This is a genomic window from Kitasatospora aureofaciens, assembly GCF_001188955.3.
Taxonomy (GTDB): Bacteria; Actinomycetota; Actinomycetes; order Streptomycetales; family Streptomycetaceae; genus Kitasatospora; species Kitasatospora aureofaciens.
On record NZ_JPRF03000001.1, the window covers coordinates 421,951 to 434,769 of the forward strand.

A 12,819-nucleotide genomic window follows, 5' to 3' on the forward strand; every position below is an offset into this window, starting at 1 on the left:
TGGATGCGGGAAGGAGACTGGCAGGGATTGGCTTTCGAGTGCCGTTGCGGAGGGACCGATGCGACGGGACGGACGGGTCGCGGACTCCTTACTCGCGCTGCTGAGCCGGGACTGGCTGGGGGTGCCGGTCGCGGTGCTGGTGGTGGGTGTGGGCGGTGCCCTGGTCGGGAAGGGGGCGGCATGGGCGGTGGCGCTCGGTGGCATCGTGGTGGCTGTCGGTGTGCTGCTGGGGGCGGGAGCCGTTCGTCACCTGGTGCTGGTCGCCCGTGAGGCCCGGGTGAATCCGCCGCCGGGGCGGCTGGTGGACGTGGGTGGCCACCGAATGCACGTTCTCGCCGAGGGGGAGGCCGGGGGCGGACCGACCGTGGTCTGGATGCCCGGCGGGCACGCTCCCGGTGAGGACTTCCGGGAACTGCACACGATGCTGGCGGCCCGGACGCGGTCGGTGCTGGTTGACCGCTTCGGGGCGGGCTGGAGCGATGTCGGGCCCTTCCCGCGGACGACGGCGGCCGAGGCGGAGGAACTGCTGACAGCGCTGGAGGGGGCGGGGGAGCGGCCCCCGTTCGTGTTCGTCGGCCATTCGTTCGGCGGCCTGTTGGTCGCCAACGCGGCCAGGCGGCGGCCGGACTTGGTGGCCGGGCTCGTACTGCTCGATCCGACGCCCCTGGAGGTCATCGCCTTCGCGCCGCGCAACCGGCAGCTCGCGGGGATGCGTCGTGGCTTTCTGCTGACGGCGGTGCGGCAACTGTTCGGCGCGCACCGCGGCCCCGGGTGCCGGACCGGGCAGGGCTGCGCCGCCGCGTCGGTCTTCGCCGAGCTGTCGCCGTCCGGGCTGGCGAGGGTGGGGTGGGAGACCGTGGTGTATGACGAGGACCTCGGGGACCTGCCGCTGGTGTTGGTGATACCCAGGGATCTCATCGGCGGGGAGGCGGTGCTGGCCGGTGCCCGGGACGCAGTCGAGGCCGAGCGGCTAGCCCGCTTCTACCTCCGGAGCAGGGTCCGGTACCTGGCGGCGTCGTCGGCGTCCCGGCTGGTGCACACGCCGGAGGGGACGGGCCACGACTTCCCGCACGAGGCGGCGGAGTTCGTGGTCGGAGTGGTCGGGGAGCTGGTGCGGGAGCTGCGGACGGTCAGCCCATGACCGTCCGGGCCGCGCCGGAACGGATCGGGCGGCGGCGGGAGAAGGCGCCGAGGTCGATGACGTTGCCGGTGTGTTCGCCGTGGTGGCGGACCGGGTCGCCGTCGTGGTCGTGGCCGGCTTCGACCGCGTCGATCAGAGCCGCGAGGAAGCGGCCCACCAGCGGGGCGTTCTTGAACTGGTTGCCGCTGGTGCCCATCGCGACGTAGTAGCCGTCGAGACCGGTGCGGTCGTAGATCGGGGTCCAGTCGTCGGCGACGTCGTACACCCCCGCTGCGCCGAGGGGCCGGTTGGGGACGCCGATGGCCGGGAAGCGGCGTGCGGCCCGGGTGACCTGGGTGCGGAAGCGTCGGACGGTGGGGCGGGGGTCGGCCCCGTCCGGGTCGTCGATCCACTCGTGGGGGTCGCAGTCCGGCTCGGTGCCGCCGACCAGGAGGTGGCCTCCGGGAGCCTCGCGGATGTATGTGCCGAGGTCGAGGTCGGCGACCAGCGGGAAGGGTTCGGCGGGCCGGCCCTCCGGGGCGGCGACCTGGTGGACCTCCTCGCGCAGCGGGCGCACGCCGATGGTGAAGTCGCCGCCGACGCCCGCCAGCCGGTTGAGGCCGCCCGACCAGGGGCCGGTGGCGTTGACCACGACTGGGGCGGCGATCCGCGTCCCGTCGGCGAGCCGGATGCCCGCCACCCGGTCCGCGTAGCGGTCGACGGCCACCACGGTGTGGTGGAACAGGAAGCGGGCGCCCAGCTCGGCCGCCGCGTCCGCGAGGTTCTGGGCGGCCAACTGCGGGTCGTCGACGTACCCGGCGTCCGGGGTGAACAGGGCGCCGAGCTCACCGGACGGGTCGGCGAAGAAGGCGTCGTCGTCCACCGGTTTCGGCGGCCAGTAGCGCCCGGGGTCGATGCCGGGAAGACGGCGGCGCAGCGTCGGGGCGTCCCACCGCTCGTACGGGACGCCGGCTCGGTCGAACAGGGCGGCGGTCGCGGACGGTGCGACGGTGGGGGAGTCGAGCAGCACGGCGCCGGTGCGCCGGAAGGCGGCGAGGGGACGGTGGCCGGCGAGCCGCAGGTGGGCGGCCCAGGACGTCCAGAGGTGCTGCGCCTCCCAGGCGGTGGCGACGCCCGCGAAGGTGGAGTAGTTGAACCGGATGACCGCGCTGGAGGCGCTGGTTGAGCCGTGGCCGACGGCGCCCGCCTTGTCCACGACGGTCACCTGCCTTCCGCCGCGCGCGAGTTCGAGGGCGATGGCCGATCCGATCACTCCGGCTCCGACCACCACGACGTCCGGTGCTCCGACGGTCATGGCGGCTGCTCCTCGGGGGCGGGCGCGGGCGGCGGCGTGCGCAGGCTCGGCACGGCGGCGAGCAGTGTCCGAGTGTACGGGTGCTGCGGGGCGCGCAGCAGGGCGTCGGTGGGGGCGGTCTCGACGATCCGGCCGTGCCGCATGACCGCCACGGCGTCTGAGACGTGGCAGACGGCGGGCAGGTTGTGGCCGATGAACAGCATGGACAGGCCGAGCCGCCGCTGGAGTTCGCGGATCGTGTTGAGGACGGCGGCCTGCACCGAGACGTCGAGCGCCGAGGTGACCTCGTCGGCGATCAGCAGGCCGGGTTCGACGGCCAAGGCGCGGGCGAGCGCGACCCGCTGGCGCTGCCCGCCGGACAACTGGCGCGGCAGGCGGCCTGCGAGCCGTGGGTCCAGGCCGACGAGTTCGAGCAGCTCGGTGACGCGCTTGTCGCGGGCGGGCCGGTCGAGCCGGTGGAAGACGGTGGCCGCTTCGCCAAGGGTCTGCCGCACCGTCATCCTGGGGTCCAGCGCTGTGTCCGGGTCCTGGAGGACGACCTGGACGAGGCGGCCAAGCCGGCGGCGGTCGCGGATGGTGCGCGCACGGATTTCCCGGCCGTCGAGCATGATCCGGCCGGTGTGCACGGGGACGAGGCCGACGATGGCGCGGGCCAGGCTGGACTTTCCGGAGCCGGACTCGCCCACGAGCCCGAGCGTCGTGCCGGAGGGGACCTCCAGCGAGACGCCGTCCACGGCGGTGACCTGGCCGAGTGGGCCGGGGTGGTGAACGGTGAGGTCGGTCACCCGGAGGACGGTCATGAGGCGGCCACCGTCTCCGGGTCGGCCGCCACCGGGACCGGGTACCAGCATGCGACCCGGTGGTCGGCGGCGAGGTCCTCCAACGGCGGGGTGTGATCGGCGCAGTGGCCCCGGCGGCGCGGGCAACGGGGTTCGAACGGGCACCCCGGTGCGGGCGTGAGCGGGTCGGGCGGTGCGCCGTCGATCGTCGGTAGCGGCCGGTCGCGGTCCGCGGTGAGGTCTGGTACCGAGGCGACCAGGGCCCGGGTGTAGGGGTGCCGGGCGCCGTCGGCGAGGCGGTCGGCGGGCAGGGTCTCGACGATGGTCCCCGCGTACATCACCAGGATACTTTCGCAGAACTCGCCGACGAGGGCGACGTCGTGGCTGATGAACAGGATCGCGGCGGAGGTGTCCCGCCGGATCTCGGACAGCAGCCGGGTGATCTCCCGCTGGACGGTGACGTCGAGCGCGGTGGTCGGCTCGTCGGCGATGATCAGGCCCGGACGGACCATCAGCCCGGAGGCGATCATCACGCGCTGGCGCTGACCGCCGGAGAGCTGGTGGGGGCGGGAGCGCAGCACGGCCGGGGGGAGGGCGACCCGGCGCAGGGCTTCGGCGGCCTCCGCGGTGGCCTGTGCACGGCTCGCACCGCGATGGGCCCGGACCGCCTCGGTGAGCTGGGTGGCGACCCGCAGAGCCGGGTTGAGCGCGGAGGCCGGGTTCTGGAAGATCATCGCCAGGCCGGTCGCGAGGTGCCGGTCCCGTTCCTTCGGCGCCAGGGCGGCCAGGTCGGCGCCGAGCAGGCGCAGGGTGCGCCGGGACACCCGGGCGCCGTACGGGAGCAGGTCGGCGATGGCGAGCGCAGTGAGCGACTTGCCCGAGCCGGACTCGCCGACCAGCCCGACGATCTCGCCCGGCCGTAGGGCGAGGCTGACTCCGTGCACCGGCCGGATCGGTCCGTCCGGGGTGGGGAGTTCGACGTGGAGGTCCTCGACCTGGAGCACCAGGCCCTCCTCCGCGGGGCCTCCCCCAGCCTTCGGCCGGGGGGACCCCCATGGTGCGGGCGTCGGCGCGGGCGTGCGCGGCGCCGGGCCGCGCCGGGCGGCGTTCCCGGCCAGCACCTCGCCGAGCAGTTGGAAGGCCAGGGCCGCGTAGAGGATCGCCAGACCGGGGGCGAGCGCGGGCAGGGGCTCGGCGTAGACGCGGTCGAGCCCCTGGTTGAGCAGCTGCCCCCAGTCGTAGCCGGGCGGTTGGACGCCCAGGCCGAGGAAGCTCAGCCCGGAGAGCGCGACCAGGGAGGTCCCCGCCGCCGTGGTGGTGCTCAGGAGCAGCGGCTCGGCGATGTTGGGCAGGACGTGCCGCCCCAGCAGGCGGAGGCGGCCCAGGCCGAGGACCCGGGCCGCGGCCAGGTGGTCGGTGCCCGCCACACCGGCGGCGAGGGTTTGGGTGAGCCGTGCGAATCCGGGGACGCCCGCGGCCGCGAGGGCCAGCATCGCCCCGGCGGCGCCCGCGCCGAACACGACGGCGAGGAACATCGCGACCAGGAGCGCGGGGAAGGCGAGCAGCAGGTTGATCAGCCCGGCGGTCAGCCTCCGGGCGCGCCGGCCGAGCACGGCGGTGGACGCCCCGAGGAGGATGCCCGCTCCCGCGCCGAGCAGGACGGCCGCGAGCGCGAGCAGTAGGGAGGGACGGGTGGCTGTCAGGACCCGGGCGAGCACGTCCCGGCCGAGGTTGTCGGTGCCGAACGGGTGTCCCACGGAGGGGCCCTGGAGCACGGCCGAGGCATCCGGACGGTCTGCCGAAGCGCCCCAGACCAGCGGGCCGACCAGCGCGAGCACGACGAGCGAGGCCAGCATGACGGCGGCGGCCCAGGCCATGGGCGTGCGCCGGAGACCGGGTGGAAGGCTCATGCTCACATCTCCCGGATCGCCGAACGGGGGTCGAGCACAGCCAGCAGCACGTCGACCAACAGGCCGGCGAGCAGCACGGTGGTGCCCAGCACCAGCACCATCGCCTGGACCACCGGGTAGTCCTGGGCGACCACGGACTGGGCCATGGCCGACCCGATGCCGGGCCAGGCGAAAACCTTCTCGACCAGTACGGTGCCGGCGACCAGGGCGGGCAGCAGGCTCCCGGCCACGGTGAGCGCGGCGGTCGCCGTGTTCGGTGCCGCGTGCCGCAGGTATCGGCGAGCGGGGGACAGCCGTTTGCTCCGGGCCGTGCGCAGGTAGTCCTCGCCCAGTACTCTCAGCGCCTCCATCCGGACGATGCGCAGCAGGACGGCGGCGGGGGCGAGGGAGAGCGCGAGGACCGGGAGGACGAAGGACTCGACGCCCGCCGCGCCGGCCACCGGGAGGAGCTGGAGGCCGACGGCCAGCAGCGCGGTGAGCCCGGCGGCCAGGACGAAGTCCGGCACCCCGGCCAGGCCGGCGGTGACCACGGTGAACGCCAGCTCGCTGCGCGGGCGGCGGCCGTCGCGGGTGCGGACAGCGACGAGCAGCCCGCCGGGCAGGGCGACGGCCAGGGTGACCAGGAAGGCCAGCCCGGCGATCTCCAGGGTGGCCGGCAGCCGGGTGCGGACCAGCTCCGCGACCGGTGTCCCGGTGGTCAGCGAGGTGCCGAGGTCGCCGTGCAGGAGGCCGCCGAGATAGTGCCGGTACTGGGTGAGGAAGGGTGTGTCGAGCCCGAGGGCGTGCCGACGGGCGGCCACCAGGTCGGGGGCGGCGTCGACGCCGAGCGCGGCCCGGACCGGGTCGCCGGGAATGAGGCGGATCATCGCGAACGACGCGGTGAGCACGACCGCGAGGGAGAGGAACAGCCGGAGGATGCGGCGGCCGAGGAACACCGTCCAGGGGTGCCGCGGCAGTCGGGGTACGGACACGGTGGGCCCCCGGGTCACTGGTGGAGGCGGATGCTGGTGGGGACGAGCTGGCCGCCGAAGGTGGTGGCGAAGGTGGTGCGGTAGCCGTACACGCTGCTCCGGCCGTCGGCGATCGGCAGGGCGTCGGCCGAGCGGAAGAGCGCGGCGGCGGCCCGGTTCCAGGTGGCGCAGCCCGTCGTGTCGGGCTCCCGGAGCGCCTGGGCGACCAGGGCGTCGTACTCAGGATTGGTCACGCCCGCGAAATTGAGGCCCTCGGCGGGGGTGGGGCCGGAGAAGAACGGGATGAAGCCGACAGGCAGGGCGAACCCTGGCGTGCTGCCGACCACCACGTCGAAGTCGGCGCTCTGGTACATGGCGTTGACGAGGGCGGGCAGGCTCTCGGTGACCAGCTTGACCTGCGCGCCGAACGCCGTCCAGTCCCGCGCCATCAACTCGGCGACGGAAGACAGGGTCGGGCCGATGTCGGGGCTGGTGATCACACGGAGCCGCAGCGGCCGGCCGTCCTTGGTCAGCGGGCCGCCGACGGAGCGGACCCAGCCGGCGGCCCGCAGGGCCTCGGTGGCGTCGTTCCCGGGCAGGTTGGCGTCGGCGAGGTCGGCGTGGCAGACGGCGCCCACGGCACTGAAGTCGGTGGCGGGCCTGCCGATGCCGCCCACGGCGACGTTGGCGAGCCCCTGGCGGTCCAGCGCGGCGACCAGGGCGCGGCGTAGGGCGGGGTCGGCGAGGGCCCGGCCGGGGCCCTGGTTGAAGAAGGTCAGACCGACCACGGTCGCCGCGTCGGTGGTGGCCAGGCCGTGGTCGGTGAGCCGGGCGCGATCGGGCCCGTTCACGGCGGCGATCTCGATGCCCCCGGTGAGCAGCAGGTTCGCCGCAGTAGAGGCCTGGGGGACGACCGAGACGACGATGTGCGCGGGGAGGCCGTGTTCGGCGGTGGTGGCTCCGGCGGGGCCCCAGGAGTACCCGTCGCGGACGGTGAACTCGTAGGGCCCGCCGGGGATGTAGCGGGTCAGCACGTAGGGGCCGGTGCCCTGGGTGGCGCGGTCCAGCGATCGGGGTCGGTCGAGCCCGGCGGGGCAGACGATCGGCAGCAGGCCGATGGTGCGGATGAGGAACGGGAAAGGTGAGGCGGCGGTCGCCGACACCGTGCCGGTCGCGTCGTCTGCGCTCGCGGTGAACGGGACGTTCGGGAGGACGGTCCGGGCGCCGGCGAGCTGGTGGCCCGGGTCCCCGGCGTAGGTGAGCGCTCTGGCCACCGCCGAGGCGGTGAGGGCGGTGCCGTCGGAGCAGGTGACGCCCGGGCGCAGGGTGAAGGTGGCTGTGGTGGCCGTGGCCTGCCAGGACGAGGCCAGGCCGGTGACCAGGCTGCCGTCGGTGTCGGCATTGACCAGCGAGTCGTAGGCGTAGCGGGCCTGGGCGGCCCCGAAGGTGGAGTACGGGTCGAAGCTCGGGATCTCACTGGCCGCCGCGATCCGGACGGTCCCGCGGTCCACCAGGGGGGTGGTCGTCGAGGACGCGGTGCCGCCGCAGCTGCTCAGCGCGACGGCCGAGGCAGTCAGGGCGGCCGCCAGGGCGACCGGCGGGGTGCGTCGGAGCATGGCGTCATGGTGCCACTCGGGCTTTGGCCGCGGCGAGTCAACTCATCCGTGGGATAGGCGTGTTCGAACGCCGGGACCGACCTGTCGGCCCGGCCGGGAGCCGGGGGCGGCGGCCGGGGACGGCGATCACGGTTCACCCTTTCGAGGGGTGTCACGATCCGGGCGTTCCGGACCGGGCCGCCAAGCGCCCGGTCGTCGCCAGGATGGGGGCATGACGAACGAACCGGGCCGAGGGATCGGCCGTCTGGTGGACCGCTACTGGCAGTTCCTGCTGGCCCGCGAGCCGATGCTGAGGGTCCGCCAGGGGCTCCCGGTCGAGACGCTGCCGAGGGCCTCACTCGCCGAGGCGGAGGAGCGGGCGCGGTTCGCCGAGGGGGTGCTCGGCGAAGTGCGGGCGCTCGACGGTTCGGAGTTGCCCGGCGCCGACGCCGACGCCGCCGCCTTCCTGGCCGGACTGGCCGAGCAGGAACTGCGGGCGCACCGTCACTACTGGCTGACGCCCGTCGCCACGCCGTACCGGCTGCTTCCGTTGTCGTTGTACACCGACGCGGTGCTGCGCCAGTTCCGCTTCACCGAACGGGCGGACGCCGAACGGTACCTGGGACTGGTGCGGGAGCTGGCCGGGGTGGTCGGATCGATCTGCGACAAGGTGATGGGGCAGGCGGTGCGAGGCTTCCGGGTGCCGGCCCCGGCGCTGGCCGGAGTGCGTGCCGCCGTCGCGGGCCTGCGGGAGTCGGTCCCCCGTCGGGTGGAGGTGGCCGAGGACCGGCTCGGCGCGCCGGGGCTGGGCGGGAACGGGCAGCTCCTGGACGGCGTACGGCGATTGGTGGAGGACGAGTTGGTACCGGCCTTCGACCGGCTGCTCGCCGTCCTCGACGACCCGGCCTGCCTGCTCGCGGCGCCGCAGAACGTCGGCTGGGCGCGGTACGAGGGCGGTGAGGAGGCGTACCGGGACTTCGTCCGGACCCAGACCGGGGGCGACACCGCGCCCGAGCGGCTGCACGAGCTCGGCCGCGAGCAGTGCCGCGAACTGGCCGAGCGGATGAGGGAGGTGCGCGCGACGCTGGGCTTCCACGGGTCCGAGGCCGAGTTCCACGAGCGGCTGCGGACCGAGCCGCGGCTGTACGCCCGGACGCCGGAGGAGGTCGAGGCCCGCTACCGCGGCCACCTCGACCGGCTGGTCCCGGTGCTGCCGCGCTGGTTCGCGGTGTTGCCGCGGGCGCCGTACGGGTTGGCGCGGCTGGACCCGGCGCTGGAGCCGGGGATGACCTTCGGATACTACGAGGCGCCGACCGCGGCCGATCCGGTCGGGCGCTATCGCTACAACGGTTCGGACCTGGGGCGGAGGTCCCTGCTCGGTTCGGCCTCGCTGATCTACCACGAGCTGGCGCCGGGGCACCACTTCCACCTGGCCCGCCAGGCGGAGGACCACACACTGCACCAACTGCGCCGCGAGGTGACCGAGTTCGGCGCGTTCAACGAGGGCTGGGCCGAGTACGCGGCCGGCCTCGGCTGGGAGGCGGGCCTCTACGAGGACCCGTGGGACGCCTACGGGCGGCTCGCCCAGGAGCGGTTCACCGCGCAGCGGCTGGTGGTCGACACCGGACTCAACCTCGGGACGATGGACCTGGAGCAGGCGCGGGACTTCATGCGAGCCAACTCCACCGAGTCGGACGGCCAGATCGCCTCGGACCTGCTGCGCTACTCGACGGATCTGCCCGGGCAGGCGCTCTCCTATCGCGCGGGCTTCCTGGAGCTCGTGCGGCTGCGGGGTGATGCCGAAGAGCGGTTGGGGATCGGGTTCGACGTTCGGGCGTTCCACGAGGCGGTGCTGGGGGGCGGGGCGTTGCCGTTCGACGGCCTCAGAAGGCGGGTGGCGCGGGAACTCGGCGCTTCGTAAACCATATGAATCGGATGAGCTGATTAACGGGTTTGAGGGTGCTCCTCAATTCGGATTGCGGAAGAGGTCTCAGGAGCACTCGCATGAGTGAACCCGCCGGGAGCCGTTTGGTGAGTGCGGACATGGTTCGACTACGGTGGTCAAGAGATCGGGCGGCGTGTCCCGGTGTCCGGGAATCCGGTTAGGTTCGTGAATCCCGGATTGCGAGGTGGAATGCTTCCGCCTGCCCGGCTGCGCGCTGCTCCGGTGTTCGCAGTGCCCGGGTTCCCTGTCATACGTGTGCGTAGAGAGGATCGAGCATCATGCCGCCCGTAGTACCGCCCTTCCTGGTCGGCCTCATCGTCGCCCCGCTGGCCAAGCGTCTGCTCAAGCCACTGGTGCGCGGCGTCGTCAAGACGTCCGTCGGCATCGCGATGGAGGTGAAGAAGGCCGCCCACGAGGCCGGGGAGAACATCCACGACCTCGCCGCCGAGGTGGCCGCCGACATGGTGGCCGCCCAGGCCACCAGCAGTGACACCGCGATCCGTTCCGGTGACGGCCAGCGCACCTCCGGGAACGGAGCCCCGATCGGCGCCAAGGAGGAGGGAGCCGCAGCCCGCCCCGAGGGGGACCCGAGGGCTCCCAAGATCCGCGCGACCGCCGGAGCCGGCACCACCGCCGGAAAGACCCACTGAAAGATCCACTGACGGCCCCTGAGGAGCCGCGGTCGCCGCCGGGCGCAAATTCCGATCGATTCCGACCGGATGCGCCCGGGCGGCGTCCCATCACGGGCCGTTCGGATGCAGAAATCCGCCCTTAGAATTCCCATTCCGTCGCCGTACTCCGTCGTGCCCGTGACGGTTCTCCGCGACCTCCGCAAACAGGTGATCGTACACATGCCATCGCTATTGGGTGCCGCAGCCGGATTCCGCTCCCTGGAATTGGACGCAAGCCCTCGCTCGGTCATTCCGGGGCGTCAGCGCTGGGACGTCAAGCTGGTCCTCGGACGGCCCCGGACGGCAGAGGTCCTCGCCGCCGTGTTGCGCCGTGTTCCCGGGATCACCGAGGCCCGGGCCAACCCGGTCACCGGCGGGGTGCTCGTCCGGCACGACGCGCGGGTGCGCGCCACGGACGTCGGCCGGATCGTCCGCAGAGCCGTCACCCTGGTCGCGGAGGGTCCGACGAGGACGGCCCGCCCGGCACCGGCCCAGCCCGTCGCCGCACCAGCCCAGCGGGCCGACCACGGCCTGGTGGTGCGACCGGTGCTCGCCGTCGGGGGCGGCGTCGCGGCCGGGATCGCGCTGATCAAGGGGTCGGCGCTGAGCAGGCAACTGGTGGCCCTCGGCGGGGTGGCGGCCGCGACCGCGGCTGTCATGCGGAAAGCCTGGCGCGGAACGGTCGATGCCGCCGGCGACCCCGCCGCGGACGGAACCGCGCGACACCCCCTGTTGGAGATCGTCGGACCGCACCGCCGCCGTCTCTACCGGGCCGTCGCGCTCTCGGTCTCCTGTCAGGTCTCGGAGATGGCGCTCGCCACTTTCCTCGGCTGGACCGGACTGGTCCTCATCAAGGGCGAGGCGGCACCGCTGGTCAGCCTCGGCCTGACCACAGCCTCCGCCCAACTGTGGGGCCTGGCCGGGATGGTGGCCGCCGCCTGCGCCGCCGTGGCGGGCCTGTCCTACGCCTCCAACCTCCAGTGGCGCCGACTCGGCCAGGACATCGAGCGCGACTGGCGAAGCCGCACCTACCGGCACGTCCAGCACGTCGAACTCGGCCAGCTGGAGGGCGAGCGGACCACCCGGGTGGCTGGCGCGCTCACCGACGACGTCGGCCAGCTGGGCGCCTTCTTCGCCGGCCCGGCCAACGACGTGCTGCAACTCGGCACCAGCCTGGCCCTGCTGGTTCCGGCGTTCCTGCTGCTCGCACCGCAGATCGCCTGGATCGCCTTCCTGCCGATCCCGCTCATCGCCTGGCTGTCGCTGCGCCACCAGGACAGGGCCGCGGCCGACTACGCCGTCACCGGCGAGCGCCGGGCCAGGCTGGGCAGCCAGGTGATCAACTCGCTGGAGGCCGGCGCCACCGTCAAGAGCTTCTGCACCGAGGACTACGAGGCCGAACGCATCGACGGATTGAGCGAGGCGGCTCAGGAGAGCACCCGGCAGACCGACCGGAGCACCATCCGCCACGCCGAGACCGTCCGGGCCTGCACCACCGCCTCGATGGCCGGCACCCTGCTGATCGGCGGCCGCTCGGTGCTCAACGGCACCCTGCGCTTCGAGGTGTTCAGCCCGCTGATCGGACTGCCCCAGATGCTGTTGATGCGGATGAGCAGGCTCGGCGGCATCGTCGACCAGTACCAGCGCACCATCGCCTCCTACGACCGGGTCCAGCGGCTGCGCGCCCTGCCTGTCGAGACCGACGGCAACGACGGGACGCTCGACCGCGCCGAGGTGCGGGGGGAGATCGTCCTCGACGGGGTCACCTTCGCCTACCCCGGCCGCCCGGCAGCGCTGGAGGACCTCTCGCTGACCATCCCGGCCGGGAGCACCACAGCCCTGGTCGGCGCCACCGGCTCCGGCAAGACGACGATCGCCAGACTGCTGATGCGCTTCCAGGACGCGGAGCGCGGCCGCGTGCTGCTCGACGGACAGGACGTCCGGGACCTGCCACGGCGGGACCTGCGCCAGGCCATCGGCTTCGTGGCCCAGGACCCGTTCCTCTTCGACGGCAGCATCGCCGACAACATCCGCTACGGCAGCTTCGGGGCCTCCGACCAGGCCGTCGTCCGGGCCGCCACCATGGCCGAGGCGCACACCTTCATCGCCGCGCTGCCCGATGGCTACGACACCCTGATCGGCGAACGCGGCGCCGCGCTCTCCGGCGGCCAGCGGCAGCGGATCGCCCTGGCTCGCGCGATCCTCAAGGACTCGCCGGTCGTCATCCTCGACGAGGCCACCTCCGCCGTGGACAACGAGACCGAGGCCGCCATCCAGCGCACGCTGCGCGGCTTCGCGGCCGACCGGACGATGGTCGTCATCGCCCACCGGCTCTCCACGGTCCGCCACGCTGATCGGATCTACGTCCTGGACAAGGGCGGCATCGTCGCCGAACAGGGCACCCACGACGAACTCCTCGCCCGGCACGGACTCTACGCATCCCTCTGGCAGCTCCAGGCCGGTGAACTCGCCGCCTGACCGCGGCAGGCCGCCCCGCCCGCCGACCGCGTGACGCCCCCGCGGTCGGCGCGGCC

General features: G+C 73.5%; 9 protein-coding genes. 4 read left to right on the top strand and 5 right to left on the bottom strand.

Translation table 11 applies throughout. From position 1 onward, the window contains the following. Positions 1 to 58: 58 nt before the first annotated feature. Positions 59 to 1,141, top strand: a complete 1,083-nt coding sequence (locus HS99_RS01945) for an alpha/beta fold hydrolase (RefSeq protein ID WP_050367035.1) — start codon at positions 59 to 61, stop codon at positions 1,139 to 1,141. Here HS99_RS01945 and HS99_RS01950 read toward each other — a convergent pair. Genes HS99_RS01950 through HS99_RS01970 form a run of 5 tightly spaced genes read right to left on the bottom strand, consistent with a single transcriptional unit; the run spans position 1,131 to position 7,690 of the window. Then, entirely contained in the window at positions 1,131 to 2,435 is a 1,305-nt protein-coding gene (locus HS99_RS01950) for an NAD(P)/FAD-dependent oxidoreductase (RefSeq protein WP_030285875.1), read from the bottom strand. The two genes, HS99_RS01945 and HS99_RS01950, sit on opposite strands and share 11 nt — an antisense overlap. Then, positions 2,432 to 3,235 carry an ABC transporter ATP-binding protein gene (locus HS99_RS01955; protein ID WP_030556274.1) on the bottom strand — a complete coding sequence of 268 codons (804 nt, stop codon included), beginning with the start codon at positions 3,233 to 3,235 and terminating at the stop codon, positions 2,432 to 2,434. The genes HS99_RS01950 and HS99_RS01955 overlap by 4 nt, the downstream gene beginning before the upstream one ends. Next, entirely contained in the window at positions 3,232 to 5,124 is a 1,893-nt protein-coding gene (locus HS99_RS01960) for a dipeptide/oligopeptide/nickel ABC transporter permease/ATP-binding protein (protein WP_030556272.1), read from the bottom strand. Before HS99_RS01960 ends, HS99_RS01955 begins: the two co-directional genes overlap by 4 nt. A 2-nt stretch (positions 5,125 to 5,126) precedes the next feature. Then, positions 5,127 to 6,095 (bottom strand): ABC transporter permease, encoded by a 969-nt coding sequence (locus tag HS99_RS01965; protein WP_030285868.1) that lies wholly within the window; start codon positions 6,093 to 6,095, stop codon positions 5,127 to 5,129. 14 nt (positions 6,096 to 6,109) lie between these two features. Further along, entirely contained in the window at positions 6,110 to 7,690 is a 1,581-nt protein-coding gene (locus tag HS99_RS01970; protein WP_030556269.1) for an ABC transporter substrate-binding protein, read from the bottom strand. A 211-nt stretch (positions 7,691 to 7,901) separates the two neighbouring features. On the opposite strand from HS99_RS01970, the gene HS99_RS01975 reads away from it, so the two are divergent. The 3 genes from HS99_RS01975 to HS99_RS01985 all read left to right on the top strand — a co-directional run bounded on the left by HS99_RS01975 (position 7,902) and on the right by HS99_RS01985 (position 12,763). Beyond that, complete coding sequence (locus tag HS99_RS01975) at positions 7,902 to 9,590, top strand: DUF885 domain-containing protein (RefSeq protein ID WP_050367037.1); 1,689 nt, start codon at positions 7,902 to 7,904, stop codon at positions 9,588 to 9,590. A 302-nt stretch (positions 9,591 to 9,892) separates the two neighbouring features. Continuing rightward, positions 9,893 to 10,264 (top strand): DUF5132 domain-containing protein, encoded by a 372-nt coding sequence (locus tag HS99_RS01980; RefSeq protein ID WP_030285863.1) that lies wholly within the window; start codon positions 9,893 to 9,895, stop codon positions 10,262 to 10,264. A 246-nt stretch (positions 10,265 to 10,510) separates the two neighbouring features. Beyond that, positions 10,511 to 12,763, top strand: a complete 2,253-nt coding sequence (locus HS99_RS01985) for an ABC transporter ATP-binding protein/permease (protein ID WP_232790703.1) — start codon at positions 10,511 to 10,513, stop codon at positions 12,761 to 12,763. The last annotated feature ends 56 nt before the right edge of the window (positions 12,764 to 12,819 follow it).

Coding starts and splice junctions, on each gene's coding strand:
- HS99_RS01945 (WP_050367035.1), top strand. CDS start 59: ATGCGACGGGACGGACGGGTCGCGGACTCCTTACTCGCGCTGCTGAGC.
- HS99_RS01950 (WP_030285875.1), bottom strand. CDS start 2,435: ATGACCGTCGGAGCACCGGACGTCGTGGTGGTCGGAGCCGGAGTGATC.
- HS99_RS01955 (WP_030556274.1), bottom strand. CDS start 3,235: ATGACCGTCCTCCGGGTGACCGACCTCACCGTTCACCACCCCGGCCCA.
- HS99_RS01960 (WP_030556272.1), bottom strand. CDS start 5,124: ATGAGCCTTCCACCCGGTCTCCGGCGCACGCCCATGGCCTGGGCCGCC.
- HS99_RS01970 (WP_030556269.1), bottom strand. CDS start 7,690: ATGCTCCGACGCACCCCGCCGGTCGCCCTGGCGGCCGCCCTGACTGCC.
- HS99_RS01975 (WP_050367037.1), top strand. CDS start 7,902: ATGACGAACGAACCGGGCCGAGGGATCGGCCGTCTGGTGGACCGCTAC.
- HS99_RS01980 (WP_030285863.1), top strand. CDS start 9,893: ATGCCGCCCGTAGTACCGCCCTTCCTGGTCGGCCTCATCGTCGCCCCG.